Here is an 18629-nt window from a genome sequence, read left to right on the forward strand (position 1 = left end):
AGAAAACCCCTATTTAACTACAAAATATGTTCGAAGGATACGTGCAACTCGCAGAAATCGCCGTTTAGTCAAACAGATTGGACGTTGTCCGCTTAAACAGCTTCCACCAGCCCGCCTTATTCACATCCTGCGGAGCCTGAATGTCGAACTCCTTAATGACGTCATTACCCTGATAAACCACCAGTTTACCTATACTTTGCCCGGCTTTGATCGGAGCTTTCAATTCTTTGGCGACCAGCAATTCATGCCGGATGTCGTTGGATTTGGCTCCTTTGCGCATCAGCACACTATAATTTTGCGTGGCATTCAGAGGCAATTCGGCAACTTCACCTTTTTCGATCTTCAGACTTCCCAGCAGATCCCCTGCCTTGTAGAGCGCCTTCATCGTATATTGACTAAACGCATAGTCAAACATCGAAGACACTTCACTGTTCCGTGTTTTGGTATTTGGTTCACCGAGTACCACGGAAACGACACGTAGTCCGTCCTTGGACGCTGTTGCGGAGAGACAGAACTTCGCTTCGGATGTGTAACCTGTTTTCAAACCATCTGCCCCTTCATAAAAACGAACCAGCTTGTTTGTATTCACCAGCCAGAAGGGCTTTTCCGTATCTTTGCGAAGGTAATCCTGATATGCACCGGTGTACTTCGTAATCCCGGAATGCTTCAGCAGTTCACGGCTCATGACGGCAATGTCATGGGCGGAAGAATAGTGATTATCGACCGGGAGGCCGTTACAGTTGGCAAAATGAGTATCCTTCATGCCCAGCTCCTTCGCCCGCTCATTCATCAGCTGTACAAAGGCTTCTTCCGAGCCAGCGATCTTCTCAGCCATCGCTACCGAGGCATCATTGCCCGAAGCCATCGCGATCCCTTTTAACATATCGTCGACCGTCATTTCTTCCCCAGGCTCCAGAAAGATCTGCGAACCGCCCATGGAAGCTGCGTATTCGCTTGTTCTTACTTTGTCGGTCAGCTTCAGCTTGCCTGAGTCGATCGCTTCGATCGTAAGTAGCATGGTCATAATCTTTGTAATGCTCGCTGGAGGCAGCTGATCATGACTGTTTTTCTCATAAATAACCGTTCCCGTATCTGCATCCATTAAGATCGCAGAGCGCGCCGACGGGGCCAGATCAGTTCCTCCCGCTGCCTTCGGTGTTTCTTCAGCCAATGCTGTTGATGCCATAAGGGACAGCAGGATACAAAGGGTCATGAACGATGCCATTATTCTTTTCTTCACAAGGTTACCTCCTCAAATGACTTGCTTACTGCATGTTCCATGCATGTACTGCTAATCATTGTCGGCCCGTTTCCAGTAAATTATTCCATGTAAAGCATGATTTCCCGAACTTTTATTGAAAATGTGGTCATAGCCAAAAAAACGCACTGTACTCAAGGAATGAGTAACCGTACGTTCAACACAACAACAAAAAAAGGTTACCCCCCGATGATTTCTCATCCAAAGAGGTAACCTTATCTACTCAAATCTTGCTTACATTTGTGGAATAACTGCCACTACCAGCGCCAGGAACGACTCACGCACACGTTCCGTCGTCTCCATAACCTCATCATGTGACAGTGGCTGGTCCAGAATTCCGGCAGCCATGTTGCTGATACAGGAAATACCGAGTACTTCCAGGCCCGCGTGGCGTGCCACAATCACTTCAGATACAGTGGACATGCCCACTGCGTCTGCGCCCAGTGTACGCAGCATTCTGATCTCTGCCGGTGTCTCATAGTTCGGACCGAGCATACCTGCGTATACCCCTTCACGTACGTTAAAACCTTGTGATGCCGCCGTATCCTTCGCCAGCGCACGCAAACGGCGGCTATATGCTTCGGACAGATCGGGGAAACGCACGCCCAGTGCAGCGTCATTTGGTCCGATCAGTGGATTTTTGCCTGTGAGATTCAAGTGATCCGAGATCAGCATCAAGTCTCCAGCTTCATACGACGTATTCACGCCGCCTGCAGCATTGGTTACAAGCAGGCTGCTTACACCCAGTTCTTTCATAACCCGTACCGGGAAAGCTGTCAATTCCGGACCATATCCTTCGTACATGTGGAAACGGCCTTTCATCATCACGACTGGACGACCTTTAATGGTTCCGACCAATAGTTCACCTTCATGTCCTTCTACTGTGGACACTGGAAAATGCGGAATATCCTGATAAGCAATACTTACGCCATCTTCAATCAGTTCTGCCAGTACGCCAAGACCTGAACCCAAAATCAAACCGACTTCCGGCTTGATGGAGCTTTTGCTTTGAATATAAGATGCTGCTTCCGAAATCATTTGTTGGTTTAATGCTGTCATGCGATGTATGTTCCTCCTTGAGTTGAAACGATCCGTCTTATGTATAACGGCGTTTGGATGTATTCAATTTATTTTATCCTAAATCGGCCCAATGTTCCGCATTTATTTGTGAAGGCCATGCGTCAAAATCTATCTTGCCCTCGGATGATGGGTTTCATAGATTTCTTTCATGGTTTTGCGACCATGATTGCCATATTGTTGTCCAGGCTGCTCCACATGACCCAGCATGTCTTGAACCGCACGTGTATCCGCCCCATTGGCAATCAGGTGTGCTGCAAAGGAGTGACGCAGCGTATGCGGCGTAATTTCTTCCGAGATTCCTGCGTCCACCGCCGCTTTTTTGAGCAGCTTCCAGAAGCCCTGCCGGGTTAAACGTCTACCAGATACATTCACGAATAGTGCCTGCTCGTCCGAATCGGTTTTGAGCAACTTGTTGCGGAATTCCTCCACATATACACTTGCCCAATGTGCAGCTGGTGCACCAATGGGAAGGATACGTTCCTTGCCCGCCCCACCGCATCGTATAAAGCGCATCCCTGGCTGTACATCCCGAATGTCAAGGGCAATCAGTTCCGAGACCCTAATGCCTGTAGCATATAACAGTTCAAGCATCGCTCGATCTCTCACACCCTGCGGTGAACGAGTATCAGGCGCTGTCAGCAGTTGTTCGATCTCTTGGATACTTAACACCTGTGGTGGCGTCTTGTCCGCCTTGGGAGCTTCCACATCAAACGTAGGGTCCTGTATAATATCACCCCGTCGCATCAAAAAATGAAAGTAGGAGCGCAGAGATACGATGCTGCGGGCAATGGTTGCATTGGCACGTCCTGCCTGTTTGAGCTGACCTGCAAACAGGACGACATGTGTACGTCTGACCTGGTCGGCTTCGCGTATGCCATATTCCTTATCTGCAAATTCAATGAACTTGTCCACGTCTCGGAGATACGATTCAAGCGTGCTGCTCGACATCCCTTTATCATCTTCCAAGTATAAGGCGTAGGCGTGTATCGTCTGTTTCATGTACAACGCTCCTCAACTGACAGATCTGCCGCTCTGGCAGACTGCTCCCGTATTTGCATCCCTGGCTGTTTGAAGCTACTCCCCGTACCAATAGAACAAACGGAGACGCTCTGCCATCGTAGGACGTCCTTCTCCATTACCCGGCCAATCCGTTTCCTGAAATACTTTGATTGCATTGCCAGTCGGCATCTGATACTGATCCACAGGTGAGATCCAGCCATTAAACAGATCCAGAACATGATAGAACAGATAAACTAATGCAGCAAAAAATATAATAAATCGAATAAAACGGAGCCCTCTCCGCACTGATATAATCATGGGCGCGTCCCCTCCTGATTCGAATCCGGTATTGTCCTTGAATCAGGGTATGTCCATAAACACAGGTTTATGCCATTCGGGGGAAACTCCAGATCATGTCCGGTGCCAAAAAAGCTCTCCCGTCAAAACCGCCGGTGAGAGCTTGAAGATATGCTATGTTATTCTTCATCTTTGGGTTTCTGTTCATTTTTAGCTTTGCAACGATAACAAATTCCATGAAAGTCCAGTCGGTGATCTACTACCGAAAAGTTGAATTCCCGCTCCAAACGCTCTTCAAGCGGTCCAAGCCAGTCTTCACGTATTTCATCCATACTTCCGCATTGAACACAGATTAAGTGATGATGGTGATGCTTGGATGTATCTCCGCGCAGATCATAACGCGCTACACCGTCGCCGAAGTTGATTTTCTCTACAACATGCAGCTCACTCAGCAGTTCGAGGGTACGGTACACGGTTGCCAGACCGATTTCGGGAGCCTTTTCTTTAACGAGCATGAATACATCTTCTGCGCTCAGATGATCTTCTTCATTCTCAAGAAGTACTCTTAAGGTGGCTTCCCGCTGGGGCGTTAATTTATATCCTTGGGACTGTAGTTGCTGCTTAATTTTATCAATCCGTGCTTCCATTTTCTCCCTCCCCCTAGGAAATCACTGCACACTGCAACTTAACCCACTCTTTTCATTATAGGGGGAGTGCGTAATTAAAGTCAACATTTTACACTATACGGTGCACGTTAGGCTGGTAGTAACATTGGCGTGACCCAACGCATCATTGCAGGTGTAACCCATGTTTCAAAAGACGCCACGCCGAGCAGCAATGCAGCCATAACCAAAGTTAACACTATATATGAAGCAAAAGGCCTTTGTCGACCAGGTGTTCGCTGCATCAAAACACGATTACGAATGATGTATAACGAGAACGTCATCGCCGCTACACTGCAGATCAGGAGGATCGGAATGACAAATAGATTATGCGGTGCCACGGACACCAGTGCAAACAGTAGCCCTTTCCAGGAATACTGTCCAACAAGGTACCCCACTGTGAATCCAATGAGCACACCTTTCAAAAAATCCAGAACCAGTATACCGGGTAGTCCAACGACGGATAAACCCAGAATAAAGATCAGACCCACCCATTTCAGATGGAGCATGGCAATGTCCCAATATGCCCCGGTCTCAGTCACTTGTGCACTGTGCTGCACGGTCATGAAGAAATTACCGAGATAACCCTCCAGATCCTGACGTTGCTCGAGAGACAATGCGTTCACCATGAGCGCGCCAAAAATGACGCCGACCAGAAACAAGACGGCCACGAATACATATAACGAAGTCTGACCTTTAAATGTAAAGTAGGAAGAGCGCATACAGGTACGAGTCCCCTTTCCGGTATCATGCTGCAAGGATTTTCATTTACATCCTCATAGTCATTCTTATGAACCGGAATGCACCTGTATGACTTCTTGTCCAGATTGGACCTCTGTATAGCGAAAGCTATATGAGTTGAACTAAAGATTATTTACACCGGTCACTCCGAGGCTTTTTCCTGAACAGCAACCTTTCCGTACGTACCGCCACCTCCGGAGGACAGCTCCAGTTGTCCGTTCCGTGCAGCCACAATCAAGCCTGCCAGCACAGGTCCAACAACCGCAGCAAGCTCTTCCTCACGCGTGCGATGAAGTACGTTCATTTCTGTACCAAAATGGTCCAGTAGCTGGCGCAGTTTGGCTTTGCCAAGTCCCGGGATGAACTCCAGTGGCACCTGATAATGATAGGCTGGTCTGTTTGCAGGAACATGAGGATTCTCTCGATCAGAGATCGCCAGGATGCGATCCAGCACCCCCTGCACCAGCTTCAGACTACCACAGTGCGGACAACGCTCTGCTGACATCGCTTGCTCGTCCATAATGCTGCCACATGCTGCACAGTAAGTACGGTGATATTTGCCTAGCCTTGGATTCAGTCCATAATTGGCAGCTATGCTCCTGCCGGCTTCTCCTTGAAGTGCCATACGGAATTCATCAAAAGAAGGTGCAGCCACTTGCAGTTCATTATACTCCCGTCCAATCTTACCGAGAGAGTGGGCATCCGAATTGGTCAGGAACGGAACATGATCCAGCTCCCGAATATAACTTGCCATGGATGAGTCCGAGCTTAACCCCAGCTCTACCGCATCCACTAGACTAGTATCCAGCACATCGCCCATACGGGACGCAGTACTGCCATAAATGCCTTTATGCGGTGTAAACACATGTGCAGGCACAATAAGTCCACCACGGGCCTTAATCTCCGCCTGCATCTCAAGTGCGGGCACGTAGACCCGCTGAGAACTGAGATTCACATTTTTCATATAACGTTTCATCCAGTCCGTGAAGGACTTCATCGTTTTCAGATCACGGAAGTACGCCAGCATATGGAACTCACGCATTCCAGGCTCGCGCAACTCAATCTCTGTACCCAGCAGAATGGTGGTGTCCTGGTAGGCAATACCGCCGCCCTCAATCTCGGACATGGTGCCACTCTCCAGCAATTGCTCGATATCCATCTGTACAACCGGAGAATGACAATCAATAACACCAAGCAAATGAATTCCTTTGCGATCCGATGCTTCCCGGGCAATATTCTCAAATGTCAGATCACGACTGCCACTGATTTTAACAGCCTCACCCCGAGAGGTTCGTCCGATGTGGATATGCAGGTCTGTATAACAGGGCTCCCACGTCGTGGACGTTTCCAGTTGGTCTTGCATGCCTAGAACCGTCCTGTCGTTCTGTAAAGGTCCCACGCGTACACGGCCATCATCGTTTTGGCATCGCTAATCCGGTTCTCGTCCATAAGCGCATAAGCTTCCTCCAGAGTTATTTCGGCAACTTCAAGGAATTCATCTTCGTCCAGCGCCATGTCCCCTGCTTCCAACTCTTCAGCGATGTAAAGATGAATAATCTCATCTGCGAACCCCGGTGACGTGTAAAACGAACGCAAATGACGCAGCGACTTGGCTACATATCCCGTCTCTTCTCGCAATTCACGTGCTGCGGCAACCTCTGGTTCTTCACCCGGGTCCAGTTTCCCCGCAGGAATCTCCACTTCGGTGCGTCCCATTGCCTGACGATACTGATCCACAACAAGCATGCGATCCCCATTCAGAGCGAGTACAGCTACCGCTCCAGGGTGCCGGATTATCTCACGTGTAGCCGTTTGGCCATTCGGCAGTTTAACGGTATCGACTTGAAGTGAAATCACTTTGCCCTCGAAGATTGGCTTAGTGGATACGGTCACTTCATCTAGTTTTGGATTGGCAGGTTGCGCCGCGTGGATGGATTGGGCAGATTGATTTGGTTTCATTGGTTCTTCAACTCCATATCGTAGAATTATATATTCGGTTAATGTATATATCTCTGATTTTGGGCATATGGTGAGCGTATAGAATTCTCACAGCAAATATAAACGAATCAGGGGGACTTTCAATGAATAGTTATATGACGCCTCAATCCTTACACGTGGTAGGACAAGCCCGGCAAGTACAGCTTATACTCAAACAATGGTTGCGCGAGTGGGGCCCGGATGCCAAGTTAATCGATCTGCTCGCTGGACGTAAATGAATGGGTCATTGATCCATTCATCCAATGATTCAATTTGACCCTAAATTAACGAGTCTTCTCCCTTGAAATATAACATGAATTCGCAAAAAGTCCGAATCCGATACAGACCGGGTTCGGACTTTTGTTTAACAACATGTGAGGTAACATGTGCTCTATATTATTTCTTGTCAGCTGCCGTTTCCTGAATAATAGCTACGACTACCTGGGATAACTTCACAATGTCTTCGGCACGAATACGTTCTTTGGTTGTATGAATATCCTCATACCCTACCGCCAAGTTCACTGTTGGAAGGTCGAATCCGTTAAAGATATTGGCATCACTGCCACCACCGGAAGCAAACGTACTTGTCTCCAGCCCAATACTGCGGATGGCACGCTGTGCAAGTTGTACAACTTCGTGTTCATCATGGAAGCCAAATGCAGGGTAAAGGATCTCACTTCTGAATTCAGCTGTTGCACCGTATTTGCGACAAGTCGTTTCCAACGCGTCACGCATCTGTGCAACCTGCAATTCAACTTTCTCCTGAACAATACTGCGAGCTTCCGCTTCAAGCTGTACAAAGTCACATACCACATTGAGTGCTGACCCACCCTGGAATTTGCCAATGTTTGCTGTTGTCTCGTCATCAATTCTGCCCAGTGTCATCGCTGCAATTGCTTTTGCGGCAACCTGAATGGCGCTGATCCCGTCTTCCGGATTCACGCCAGCATGGGCAGACTTACCATAGATGCTCATTTGAATTTCAGCTCTCGCTGGAGCAGCAACACAGATCGTGCCTACAGCTCCATTAGAATCCAGCGCATAACCGAACTCGGCATCGATATCCTTCGGATTCATGGCACGTGCACCCACCAGTCCAGACTCTTCGCCGACCGTAATGACAAATTGAATTTTACCATGTGGAATCTTGTTTTCCTGGATCACTCGAATCGCTTCAAACAATGCCGCAATCCCTGCTTTGTCATCTGCTCCCAGGATCGTTGTTCCATCACTGCGGATCCAGCCATCTTCACCCAGTTCAGGCTTGATTCCCTGTCCCGGCGTCACGGTGTCCATATGACATGTGAAAAAGATCGGTGCAACCCCTTCAGTTCCTTCGGCTTCCCAGGTAATGACGAGGTTTCCTGCGCCATGTCCGGTTTGCTCCATGGTATCATCCTCATAGACATGAAGACCAAGCTCTGCAAACTGTTCTTTTAACACCTTCGAGATGTTCTGTTCATTTTTCGTTTCACTATCAATCTGCACCAGTTCCATGAACTGATCGATAACACGTTGTTGTTTAATCATAGGACTTTCCTCCCTCTCGTAGATACGGTACAATACAATTACTATGGTTTGTTTACTTTATGTTGAAAGGAGTTCTCTCATCATGCAAAAAAAGAAATGGTTCAAAATCATCATCTATCTCATGCTGATCGCCATGATCGGGTCCACCCTCTTCATAGCTCTCGAACCGTTGCTGTTTGGATAGCAACCTAAAGCCTTTCGACGACCTGTTTACAGACGTTGAAGGGCTTCTTTTTCCGTGACCCAATTAATTTGATATGGAAAAATACGATTAAAGTACGGAACAATCTCCTGCGCTACTTGCTCCACCGCATAGGACTTGCCCGTTATATCCTCCAGTGAGGTAACGCCATACTGTTCAATCCCACAAGGAACAATCCCCTGAAAACCTGCATGTTGAATGCCTGAGCTGATGTTAAAAGCAAACCCGTGACTGGTCACAAAACCGCGGCGGTGTTTGCAACGATTAAACTTGATGCCGATTGCAGCAATCTTCATATCACCAATCCACACACCCGTGTACCCCTCTTTGCGTCCAGCTTCAATGCCCTGGTCTGCGAGATAATCCATAAGCACCTGCTCAAGTTTCCGTAGATAGCCGTGCAGATCCAGGTCTTCATCCCGACCAAGAATCAATAACGGGTAACCTACCAACTGGCCCGGGCCATGATAAGTAATATCACCGCCACGGTCAATTTGAAACAAAGAAATCCCTTGCTCACGCAACTCTTCCGGACTGAGAAGCAGATGCTCCGGATGATTTTGTGAGCCGATCGTATACGTTGGTGGATGCTGTAAAAGCAACATCTGCTCCGCTCCCTCGCCCTCGTCCAATCGCTGCACAATCGCTTTCTGGCGGTTCCAAGCCTCTTCATAATCAAGCATTGGTATGTATGCAACATCCAGCGGCTTGCTCATGATTCCCCACACCCTTCTGCTTCAGGTTCAGTGTACAATTGAGCACCTGTCCGTAGACAGCAGGAAAAGTGCACGGCCTCCGGCACATACACTTTCCCGACAACTATTTACTTAATACACCTTGGTCTCCATGGTATATCCTTCAAGGTTTTCTTTGACACGTTGCAAGAAACGTCCGCTGATTACCCCATCCAGGATTCGGTGATCCAGCGACAGACACAGGTTAGCCATCGAGCGAACAGCGATCATATCATTAATAACCACTGGTTTCTTGACAATCGACTCGAATGTAAGAATGGCTGCCTGCGGGTAGTTAATGATTGGCTGGGACAGGATCGAACCAAATGAACCGGTGTTGTTCACCGTGAACGTACCACCTTGCATATGGTCCAGCTTCAACGTACCTTCACGTGTTTTACGAGCTAGCTCATCGACTTCACGGGCCAGACCTGCAATATTTCGCTGATCGGCATGTTTGATTACGGGTGTAAGTACAGAATCTTCGGTTCCTACCGCCATGGACAGGTTAATGTCCCGTTTGACGATAATTTTGTCCACTGCCCATACCGAGTTCATGATTGGGTAGTCTTTAATCGCGTTAACGACTCCCTTCATCATGAAGGACAGATATGTCAGATTGATGCCTTCCTTACGCTTGAACTCATCCTTGAGTTTATTGCGCAGCATCACAAGATTGGTTACGTCCACTTCGATCATCGTCCATGCATGCGGGATTTCCGATACGCTTTGACGCATATTCCGGGCAATGGCATTACGCACAGGGGTAACATCGATGAAATACTCCGATCTTCCCTGGCCGCCACCTTCCACTTCGATCTGTGGAATTTTCGGACTTTCGGTTAGATGAATGCCTGAATGTCTCACAGGAACACCTGCATCGGACGCTGAGATCGCTTCTCCAGCGGTTAAACCCATTTCTCCATTTCCACGATTCACTCCGCTGAATGGAGAAGCAGACGGCACACCAGAAGGTGTATGCTGTGCTACAGGAGATGATGCTGGTGCAGACGATCCAGCCGCGTTACCTCCCTGTGCAACAAATGTCAGCACATCTTTGCGGGTAATACGGCCACCGGCACCGGTGCCTTGGATGCTTTGCAAGTTCAAGCCATGCTCTGCTGCCAAGGATTGCACTGCCGGGGAATACCGATTACGCATCGGCTGGTTCGGATCATGTCCTGCTGTATTTGACGCGGCAAGAGGAGTGGGGCTCGCATGTTGCTGCACTTGCTCCTGTTGCTGCGATACTTGTGTTACTTGCTCAGCCGCTTCTTCGTCAGAAGCTGCGACCTGCATGCGGCAGATTGCTTCACCAACAGCAATCGTTGTGCCCTCTTCCACCAAAAGGTCACCCATAATTCCATCCACAGTGGATGGAATCTCGGCATTAACTTTATCAGTGATTACTTCACAGATCGGCTCGTACTGTTCCACACGGTCGCCCGGTTTTTTCAACCATTTGCCTATGGTAGCCGAGACCAGCGATTCCGCCAATTGCGGCATAATGACCTCGATCCATTTCATACGTTCAGCCATTTGATTATCACTCCAAACTTTACTTTTAAACGATCCAAAAAACGAAATTAAAACTCGGCAAGTGTACGCATTGCTGCTTTGGCTTTGTCTTTGCTCAGCATGTAGAATTTCTCCAATGTTGGGCTAATTGGCATGGCCGGCACATCAGGTCCGCAGAGACGCTGAATCGGTGCATCCAGTTCAAATAGACATTCCTCACTAATAATCGCGGCAACTTCGGCACCTACACCACCCGTTTTGTTATCTTCGTGTACGATCAGCACTTTGCCTGTCAGACGAGCGGAAGCAATAATCGCTTCACGATCCAACGGTTGCAATGTGCGCAGATCGAGAACGTGTGCTGTAATGCCTTCTTCACGCTCCAGCTCCTCAGCAGCCTGCATGACAAAATGCAGCGGCTGACTGTAACCGATCACCGTAATATCCGCACCCTCACGAAGTACGTTGGCTTTACCAATCGGAACGATGTAATCATCTTCAGGCACATCTTCCTTGATAAGTTTGTAGCATTTTTTATTTTCAAAAAAAAGTACCGGGTCCGGGTCGCGAATAGCGGCCTTGAGCAGTCCCTTAGCATCGTATGCCGAGTAGGGAGCTATAATTTTCAGACCAGGTGTACCAAAGAAAATCGATTCCGGACATTGGGAGTGATACAACCCACCGAAGATCCCGCCACCAATCGGTGCGCGGATAACAATCGGACAGCTCCAGTCATTGTTGGAACGATAGCGGATCTTCGCCGCTTCACTAATGATCTGGTTGGTTGCCGGCAACATGAAGTCCGAATATTGCATCTCGGCAATCGGCTTCATGCCATACATTGCTGCACCAATGGCAACACCTGCAATAGCGGATTCAGACAAAGGTGTGTCCATCACTCTCATTTCGCCAAACTGATCTTGCAGCCCTTTAGTTGTGGTAAACACACCACCTTTGAGACCTACGTCTTCACCAAGGATAAACACATTCTCATCCCGTTCCATCTCTTCTTTCATCGCGAGACGGATTGCATCAATATATTCCATCACTGCCATTCTTACCGTCCCCCTTCTTCGCTGTCCGCATAAACGTGCGTCAGAGTGTCCTCAGGTTTAGGATATGGCGCGTTGTCTGCATATTCAGTTGCTTCTTTCATTTCCATCGCAAGCTGGGAAGCCAGATCTGCATCACGGGCTTCGTCCCAGATGCCACAATCGATCAAGTAGTTCTTCATGCGAGGAACGCCATCTTTCTTCCAGTTCTCCTCAACTTCCTCTTTGGTCCGGTAAGCCAGATCATTGTCGGAGGTGGAATGAGGTGACAACCGATACATCATCGCTTCAATCAGTGTCGGGCCTTCTCCGGCTATGGCACGGCGACGCGCTTCCTTCACTGCAGCATATACTTCTAATGCATCGTTACCATCTACACGCAGTCCGGGGAACCCATATCCTTGTGCTCGATCGGATATTTTGCCGCTCAACTGTTTGTGAATCGGTACCGAAATTGCATATTGATTGTTCTCACACATAATAATGACAGGCAATTTATGCACACCTGCAAAGTTGGCTCCCTCATGGAAGTCACCCTGATTGCTTGATCCTTCGCCAAACGTAACAAAAGAAACAAATTCTTGCTTCTTCATTTTGGCTGCCAGTGCAAATCCAACAGCGTGCGGAACCTGTGTTGTAACCGGGCTGGAACCCGTCACAATCCGCAGCTTTTTGTGTCCGAAGTGACCGGGCATTTGCCGACCGCCACTATTCGGATCTTCTGCCTTCGCAAAAGCAGACAACATCAACTCACGCGGAGTCATGCCTACCGCCAGTACAAAGCCGTAATCGCGGTAATAAGGTAAATAATAATCGTGATCCCGATCCAGACCAAAAGCAGCGCCTACTTGCGCGGCTTCCTGTCCTACACCGGATACGTGAAAGTTAATTTTGCCAGCCCGTTGCAAGAGCAAGCAACGCTCGTCAAACTTGCGCGCGAGCAGCATGTATTTGTACATATCCAATACTTCACCATCGCTAAGTCCCAGCTGTTGATGCCGGTGGACCGCGTCTGCAGTACCTTGTGAACTCATATGAGGTACCTCCTTTTAATCAGAGCCTGTGCCACTCTTACTACCCGATCTTATAACCTGGTACTAAGACTTGGCTTAACCTTATTATAATCCCTTTTACCCAAAAAAGGAAAGGACCTTTCTCATAAGCTTGTTTGGCTTACATTCCAATGGCCTTTCCATCGACCGCCAACATGGCTTCACCCATAATTTCCGACAGAGAAGGGTGCGGATGAATGGTTTGTCCGACTTCCCAAGGTGTGGCATCCAGCATCTGAGCCAGAGAAGCCTCAGCGATCAATTCCGTCACATGGGTGCCAATCATATGTACCCCCAATATATCATTCGTCTTGGCATCTGCGATCACCTTCACGAATCCATCCCGACTTCCGTGAATAAGCGATTTGCCAATGGCCGAAAATGGGAACTTGCCTGTTTTAATGTCATAGCCACGTTCTTTGGCTTCACGCTCGGTGAATCCGATGCTTGCTGCTTCCGGACGGGTGTACACACAGCGCGGGATACGGTGGGATTCTAGGGCATGTACCGTTTCGCCCGCCAGATGATCGACAGCGAGAATGCCTTCATGACTTGCGGCATGTGCAAGCTGCAAACCGCCGATGCAGTCACCAATGGCGTAGATGTGACCTTCACCGGTCTGTAACTGTTTGTTCACAGCGATGAACCCACGCTCCAGTTTGATATCTGTATTTTCAAGTCCGATATTTTCGACATTAGCTTGACGTCCAACCGACACGAGCATTTTCTCCGCTCTCAGCGTTTCCTGCTTATCGTCACCAAGCTGCACATCAATCTGGATGCCCTCTTGATCCGTGTTATATGTTTCCGTTAGAACGGTGGCACCTGTCAGGAAACGAACACCTCGTTTGCTGAGCAATCGCTGCATTTCTCTGGCAACATCCTCATCCTCGGCAGGCAACACGTGAGCAGCTGCTTCTACTACTGTGATGTCTACGCCAAAGTCATTCAGCATGGATGCCCACTCCAGTCCAATCACACCCCCACCAACAATGATGAGTGATGCAGGAAGTTCATCCATACGCAGGGCTTCGTCACTGCTCATAATAAACTTGCCGTCCGGTTCCAGGCCCGGCAGCACACGAGGACGCGAACCAGTGGCAATGATGAGATTGGTTGGAACTACCGTATCCATCTCGCCATCTTCGAACTCTACAGCGACTGCTCCGCTCTGCGGTGAGAAGATGGATGGACCGATGACGCGACCTTTCGCGTGTACAACCTGGATTTTATTTTTTTTCATCAAATACTGAACGCCCTGGTGGAGCTGTTCGACAATTGCATCCTTGCGCGCCTGTACTTTGGGAAATACAAGTGTGGCTCCATTCGTCTCGATACCATAAGTCTCGCTCTCCTGAATCTCAGCGTATACTTCCGCGCTTTTCAGCAAAGCCTTACTCGGAATACAACCACGATGCAGACAGGTTCCACCAAGCTTGTCCTTCTCAATGATAACAACCTGTTTTCCCAGCTGTGCAGCCCGGATCGCGGCTACATATCCACCGGTCCCTCCTCCAAGAATTGCAACATCACATGTAATTGGCATCTCTCATGCTCTCCTCTATGAATCAAATTTCAATATCATTTATGATGGCTTAAATCATGGTTTAGCTTATACCCTCTATATGCCATTGTACTCTCCTTGAGCGGTCAACTCAAAGTTTGAAGCAATCACACATGGACAGCCTATGCATTCCAAGCTATGATGGAATCAGGTATGATCTGTAAGCGTAACCTTTATTTAATGTCGACTTTGGCAGAAAGGGTATAATGCTCATGAATACAAGATTGGTCTTTGCGCGATTTTTGGCAATTGTTGTTCTGGTCATCCCCGGGTTAATGGCAATGAAGGGTTTTCTGATGATGAAAGATGCCCTGTTCCTATATTATGCCGAGCACGGGAACGAACTGATTTCACCAGGATTCCAATGGCTTTCCTTTGGCGGTGGACTTGTCCTTTTTGCCGCAGGTATGAGTTTTCTGGGAGGCTGGATCCTGTTCCGTGACCGCAAGCGTAATTATGTAGGTCCCCGTTTCCGGTCCAAAAGTGTACCCGAAAAAGCAGAGACGCCCGGAAGGACTCCATGAGTCCGGGCTATTTGTGTGTCTATACAACACACCGCCTACTTTACATAGACAGGATGGATCATCATGGTATCATTTCTAATCACGTTACAACGATTGCTCAAAGGCATTTTCCATGCGTTCAAAGACCCTAAGTTTCTGGCTCTGTTCGCGTTAACGGCAGCAACGTTGCTGTCAGGCACTTTATTTTACACTCGTGTTGAAGGTCTGCACTGGATCGATGCGTTATACTTCTGTGCGGTTACCCTGACTACGGTGGGACATCCTGAGTTTGTGCCAACCACCGGATTCAGCAAAGCCTTTACCGTAATCTACATGTTTGCAGGCATTGGTCTCACCTTTGCCATGATTGCCAGAATTACAGCAGGTATTCTATTCCCTCGCAAATTAAAGACAGAAGAGGACCCGGAGTAATCTCCGGGTCATTCGTATAAGGCATCCCGCAGTTTGGTAGACATACGTGATTCTTTGGAAGAAGACTTCAAGATCGTTCTACGCAAAGTAAGGTTACTTGCCTGCAGTCTCTCCGCTTCTGCGAACAGTTCTGCAAATAATACCTGCGCCGCTTCATCTAGAGATCCCTGTTCTTTCAGGCTTTCATATCGCTCTTGAAGTGATGTTAATGCTTCACTCATACTAAACACCTCTTTTCACAACTCCTGTTAACTAGCTGCCGTAACCAATACCTTAACAATCCATATAGTAACACAAAGCTGTGCAGATTAGTTCTGGCTCTTTCCAAAGATTTTGTGGTACTCTGTAAAGGTCGCTTTTTTGTTGAATCCCGTATGTGAGAGGAGTAGCAGCACCGTGCAAACAGGACGTATTACCGTAATTACTGGACCCATGTTCAGTGAAAAATCCGGTGAACTCATTCGCCGTTGTCAGAAATTAATACAATTTGGCCGTAAAAAGGTTGTGGCCTACAAACCAGCCGAGGATAATCGGTTTGCCCAGGACGAGATCGTGAGCCGAATTGGTTATCGACTCCCTGCCCATTCCATTCCCCGGCAGTTAACCCCGGAATCCGTAGAAATGATCTTGAACCAAACCATAGATGCTGATGTTGTTGCATTTGATGAAGTACAATTTTTCAGCAGTGCCATTATGGAACTTGTCTCGGAGTTAGCGTATTGTGGCAAACATGTCATTGTGGACGGACTTAATATGGATTACCGTGGTAAGGAATTCGGATATGTCGGTGGTTTGCTTGCCATGGCAGACGACATTGAGAAACTCTCGGCTTTCTGTGCGGTATGTGGCAGCCCAGATGCAGCCTTTACGCAACGTATCGTCAATGGGGAGCCTGTTACCTTGGGTCCGGTTGTCATGATTGGCGATTCAGAAGCTTACGAGCCACGCTGTCGTTGCTGCTTCATTCCTCCTCACAAAGTTGAATGTTCATCATAATTCCTAAAAGATCGATCTTAGATATCTTCCAAAAAAGCCCCTTGGGGCTTTTTTTGTTATAGAGCAAACATTTGCACAAAAAAGCACCGCTTCGCAGCGATGCTTCCAGAGTCACTTCCCGCTAGTCACGGGAAACAAAATATTTGTTGGTCATGTAGTAAGCGTCACCACGCGACGTTTCCACCATTCCTTTTTTGGCATCCAAAAATACAATCTCTTTACACTTTGTACAGTACCATTTTGTGCGCTTGTATGGGGATTCCGTCACATAAGCCGTGCCACATTTACAATCAATCTTCATTAATAACTCGGTTGATTTATAAGCACTGGACAAGCGTTCCAGGTTATCCTGCTGCTGTGTAGGCATAATGGTCTGCTGATAATCCGATAAATGATTTTGAACCTTGAAGTCTGCTACCAATCCTGCATTCAATCCAAAAAACTCCTTGCCGATTTCGGTCACGAAGCGCTTCTCATTTCTGTAGCAATCCAGCCACTCAATAATCTGCTTATTAGACAGTGGAACCGTACCCTTGATACCGCTGTTTAAGGTGTAGGTCATGATGTATAAAGTATCGTCTTGTCTACCTGAGTACATTAGAATCCTCCTTCGAATACATTTGCTAATGTACTACAAAAACGCGCATAAATCAAAAAATTCTTATTTCCTGAGCGCATCTCTTCTTATTAAATGGGAAACATTCCACGTTCATCCGCTAAAGACTTACAAGAACTGCATACACCTGAAACATTTCCCTGTGGCGCGGCATAATGCACGACCGATTTAACGTTTTTCTTGCATATGGAACAGTAGTGCCTCCTTTCCTTTTTTGGGATATAATCCGATAGCTTAACCACGTTTTTGTTCGGTCGGAATCGTTGTATGAAACCCGGCCATTTCATCTCGCTTCACTCTTTCTTGTTCGTCTACTTCGTAGTCATTTTTTTACTCTGGGCTAATAATCATCTCGTCTTTTTTTATGTATACGATTCCAAGTTGTGCGTGCCTATCTCATAATCTATTCGACGTTTTGGGCGTTTTTCCTGTTTTTAATCTCTACACATATAAAAAAAACCGACAGAACCTGCTCTCCTTTTTTTCGGAAGAACAGTATTTTAGTCGGTTCCAGCCTTATTTATAAAAAGTTCCCAGAACGTCCAGCTCTGATGAACGCTCAATTCGAAATGGATAGATATACCCCTGATTCATTCGGGTAAATTTGCGGCTCCACAGATCCAGTCCCGATGTGAACTGATAGGCCTGATATATAAACTTGGAGCAGTAATTGCGCTCAATACTGCGCAGATTGGTCTGCAAACGGTAGAATTTTACCTGCTTGTAATGGTCATGTACCCACCCGGCTGCTTTCATTCCTGCCTCATTCAATCTGGAACGGAATACAATGAAACGATCTCCTTCATAAAATCGCGTCAGATACCACTCTAATGAATCAGCAAATACAGGCCCATAAGGGTGCACATGATACACCTTGCCGTCGAGACCAATAATACCCATATGCCCGGCGTAATACGTCGATTCCGAGCTTGGCGTGTACACAATATCCCCTGGCTCTAGCTTCATCTCGCCCAACGCGTTAATAGGCAAGTCCTGATGCAGCCGTTTGGCTGCTGAACGTTCACGCCGCCCTTCAACCAACAATCGATGAAGCGCACCAGCAAGTGCGAGATACATTTCAGACCATTTGATCTTTTTTTTATCAGATCGTTTGAACCACCGCTGGATGAAGGTGAAACCTCGTTGTGGCTGTGATCCCTTTTTCATACGCTGCACTCCACTCTGATCTAGTTATTGTATCTTGATGTTATTCTACAGTTTCTCAAGCTTATTATAGACATTTGGTGGTTCATGTTCAATTCTAAACGTGTTCTATCTTGTGCCATTATGCCTTCTTATTACCCATTTTATGCAAAAAAGATGACTTCGGAATGAACCGAGGCCACTGAAAAACTTACCATTTCAATTGTTAAGATTCATTTTAAATCAAAAAGGCTATATTTCGTTCACATTGGA

22 protein-coding genes are annotated in these 18629 nt (G+C 47.5%); 5 read left to right on the forward strand and 17 right to left on the reverse strand.

Going from position 1 to position 18629, the window contains the following annotated elements:
* Window positions 1-64: 64 nt before the first annotated feature.
* The 8 genes from C170_RS07390 to C170_RS07425 all read right to left on the reverse strand — a co-directional run bounded on the left by C170_RS07390 (window position 65) and on the right by C170_RS07425 (window position 6996).
* Window positions 65-1186 (reverse strand): D-alanyl-D-alanine carboxypeptidase family protein, encoded by a 1122-nt coding sequence (locus C170_RS07390; RefSeq protein ID WP_235193874.1) that lies wholly within the window; start codon window positions 1184-1186, stop codon window positions 65-67.
* Window positions 1187-1492: 306 nt separating this feature from the next.
* Window positions 1493-2317 (reverse strand): purine-nucleoside phosphorylase, encoded by an 825-nt coding sequence (locus C170_RS07395; protein ID WP_036607861.1) that lies wholly within the window; start codon window positions 2315-2317, stop codon window positions 1493-1495.
* A gap of 129 nt (window positions 2318-2446) precedes the next feature.
* Entirely contained in the window at window positions 2447-3337 is an 891-nt protein-coding gene (locus C170_RS07400; protein ID WP_036607863.1) for a tyrosine recombinase, read from the reverse strand.
* 75 nt (window positions 3338-3412) lie between these two features.
* Window positions 3413-3655, reverse strand: coding sequence for a DUF4227 family protein (locus tag C170_RS07405; protein WP_017687632.1), 243 nt, complete (start codon window positions 3653-3655; stop codon window positions 3413-3415).
* A gap of 158 nt (window positions 3656-3813) precedes the next feature.
* Window positions 3814-4281: a ferric iron uptake transcriptional regulator gene (gene fur / locus C170_RS07410; RefSeq protein WP_036607866.1), complete on the reverse strand. Its 468-nt coding sequence runs from the start codon at window positions 4279-4281 to the stop codon at window positions 3814-3816.
* 107 nt (window positions 4282-4388) lie between these two features.
* The gene (spoIIM, locus tag C170_RS07415) at window positions 4389-5018 is read right to left on the reverse strand and encodes a stage II sporulation protein M (protein WP_017687629.1); all 630 of its coding nucleotides are present in this window, start codon (window positions 5016-5018) and stop codon (window positions 4389-4391) included.
* Between the two features lie 161 nt (window positions 5019-5179).
* On the reverse strand, window positions 5180-6400 hold the full coding sequence (locus tag C170_RS07420; RefSeq protein ID WP_036607868.1) for an endonuclease Q family protein: 1221 nt from the start codon (window positions 6398-6400) through the stop codon (window positions 5180-5182).
* Window positions 6401-6402: 2 nt separating this feature from the next.
* Window positions 6403-6996: an NUDIX domain-containing protein gene (locus tag C170_RS07425; RefSeq protein ID WP_051447058.1), complete on the reverse strand. Its 594-nt coding sequence runs from the start codon at window positions 6994-6996 to the stop codon at window positions 6403-6405.
* A 122-nt stretch (window positions 6997-7118) separates the two neighbouring features.
* Here C170_RS07425 and C170_RS30680 point away from each other — a divergent pair, with 122 nt between their 5' ends.
* Window positions 7119-7253, forward strand: coding sequence for a Z-ring formation inhibitor MciZ (locus C170_RS30680; protein WP_100527202.1), 135 nt, complete (start codon window positions 7119-7121; stop codon window positions 7251-7253).
* Window positions 7254-7410: 157 nt separating this feature from the next.
* Here the strand turns inward: C170_RS30680 and C170_RS07430 are convergent, their stop codons facing one another.
* Window positions 7411-8544: a M20/M25/M40 family metallo-hydrolase gene (locus tag C170_RS07430; protein ID WP_036607871.1), complete on the reverse strand. Its 1134-nt coding sequence runs from the start codon at window positions 8542-8544 to the stop codon at window positions 7411-7413.
* 82 nt (window positions 8545-8626) lie between these two features.
* Here C170_RS07430 and prli42 point away from each other — a divergent pair, with 82 nt between their 5' ends.
* On the forward strand, window positions 8627-8728 hold the full coding sequence (gene prli42 / locus C170_RS30685) for a stressosome-associated protein Prli42 (RefSeq protein WP_017687624.1): 102 nt from the start codon (window positions 8627-8629) through the stop codon (window positions 8726-8728).
* 26 nt (window positions 8729-8754) lie between these two features.
* On the opposite strand, the gene lipB is transcribed toward prli42, so the two are convergent.
* The 5 genes from lipB to lpdA all read right to left on the reverse strand — a co-directional run bounded on the left by lipB (window position 8755) and on the right by lpdA (window position 14648).
* Entirely contained in the window at window positions 8755-9462 is a 708-nt protein-coding gene (gene lipB, locus C170_RS07435; RefSeq protein ID WP_036607873.1) for a lipoyl(octanoyl) transferase LipB, read from the reverse strand.
* Between the two features lie 111 nt (window positions 9463-9573).
* Window positions 9574-11019, reverse strand: coding sequence for a dihydrolipoamide acetyltransferase family protein (locus C170_RS07440; protein WP_036607875.1), 1446 nt, complete (start codon window positions 11017-11019; stop codon window positions 9574-9576).
* Window positions 11020-11066: 47 nt separating this feature from the next.
* The gene (locus C170_RS07445; RefSeq protein WP_017687621.1) at window positions 11067-12053 is read right to left on the reverse strand and encodes an alpha-ketoacid dehydrogenase subunit beta; all 987 of its coding nucleotides are present in this window, start codon (window positions 12051-12053) and stop codon (window positions 11067-11069) included.
* 2 nt (window positions 12054-12055) lie between these two features.
* Entirely contained in the window at window positions 12056-13084 is a 1029-nt protein-coding gene (locus tag C170_RS07450) for a thiamine pyrophosphate-dependent dehydrogenase E1 component subunit alpha (RefSeq protein WP_036607878.1), read from the reverse strand.
* Window positions 13085-13223: 139 nt separating this feature from the next.
* Window positions 13224-14648, reverse strand: a complete 1425-nt coding sequence (lpdA, locus tag C170_RS07455; RefSeq protein ID WP_036607880.1) for a dihydrolipoyl dehydrogenase — start codon at window positions 14646-14648, stop codon at window positions 13224-13226.
* A gap of 224 nt (window positions 14649-14872) precedes the next feature.
* On the opposite strand from lpdA, the gene C170_RS07460 reads away from it, so the two are divergent.
* Together C170_RS07460 and C170_RS07465 are read left to right on the forward strand one after the other, a co-directional pair.
* Complete coding sequence (locus tag C170_RS07460; RefSeq protein ID WP_017687618.1) at window positions 14873-15190, forward strand: DUF2627 domain-containing protein; 318 nt, start codon at window positions 14873-14875, stop codon at window positions 15188-15190.
* Window positions 15191-15253: 63 nt separating this feature from the next.
* Window positions 15254-15601 carry a potassium channel family protein gene (locus tag C170_RS07465; protein WP_036607883.1) on the forward strand — a complete coding sequence of 116 codons (348 nt, stop codon included), beginning with the start codon at window positions 15254-15256 and terminating at the stop codon, window positions 15599-15601.
* A gap of 8 nt (window positions 15602-15609) precedes the next feature.
* On the opposite strand, the gene C170_RS07470 is transcribed toward C170_RS07465, so the two are convergent.
* The gene (locus tag C170_RS07470) at window positions 15610-15822 is read right to left on the reverse strand and encodes a hypothetical protein (protein WP_036607885.1); all 213 of its coding nucleotides are present in this window, start codon (window positions 15820-15822) and stop codon (window positions 15610-15612) included.
* A 175-nt stretch (window positions 15823-15997) separates the two neighbouring features.
* Here C170_RS07470 and C170_RS07475 point away from each other — a divergent pair, with 175 nt between their 5' ends.
* Entirely contained in the window at window positions 15998-16597 is a 600-nt protein-coding gene (locus C170_RS07475; RefSeq protein ID WP_017687615.1) for a thymidine kinase, read from the forward strand.
* Between the two features lie 121 nt (window positions 16598-16718).
* Here the strand turns inward: C170_RS07475 and C170_RS07480 are convergent, their stop codons facing one another.
* Both C170_RS07480 and C170_RS07485 read right to left on the reverse strand, forming a co-directional pair.
* The gene (locus C170_RS07480; protein WP_017687614.1) at window positions 16719-17195 is read right to left on the reverse strand and encodes a hypothetical protein; all 477 of its coding nucleotides are present in this window, start codon (window positions 17193-17195) and stop codon (window positions 16719-16721) included.
* Window positions 17196-17729: 534 nt separating this feature from the next.
* Window positions 17730-18380 (reverse strand): hypothetical protein, encoded by a 651-nt coding sequence (locus C170_RS07485; protein WP_017687613.1) that lies wholly within the window; start codon window positions 18378-18380, stop codon window positions 17730-17732.
* Window positions 18381-18629 lie beyond the last annotated feature (249 nt).

It is taken from the genome of Paenibacillus sp. FSL H7-689 (genome assembly GCF_000517905.1).
Lineage (GTDB): Bacteria > Bacillota > Bacilli > Paenibacillales > Paenibacillaceae > Paenibacillus > Paenibacillus amylolyticus.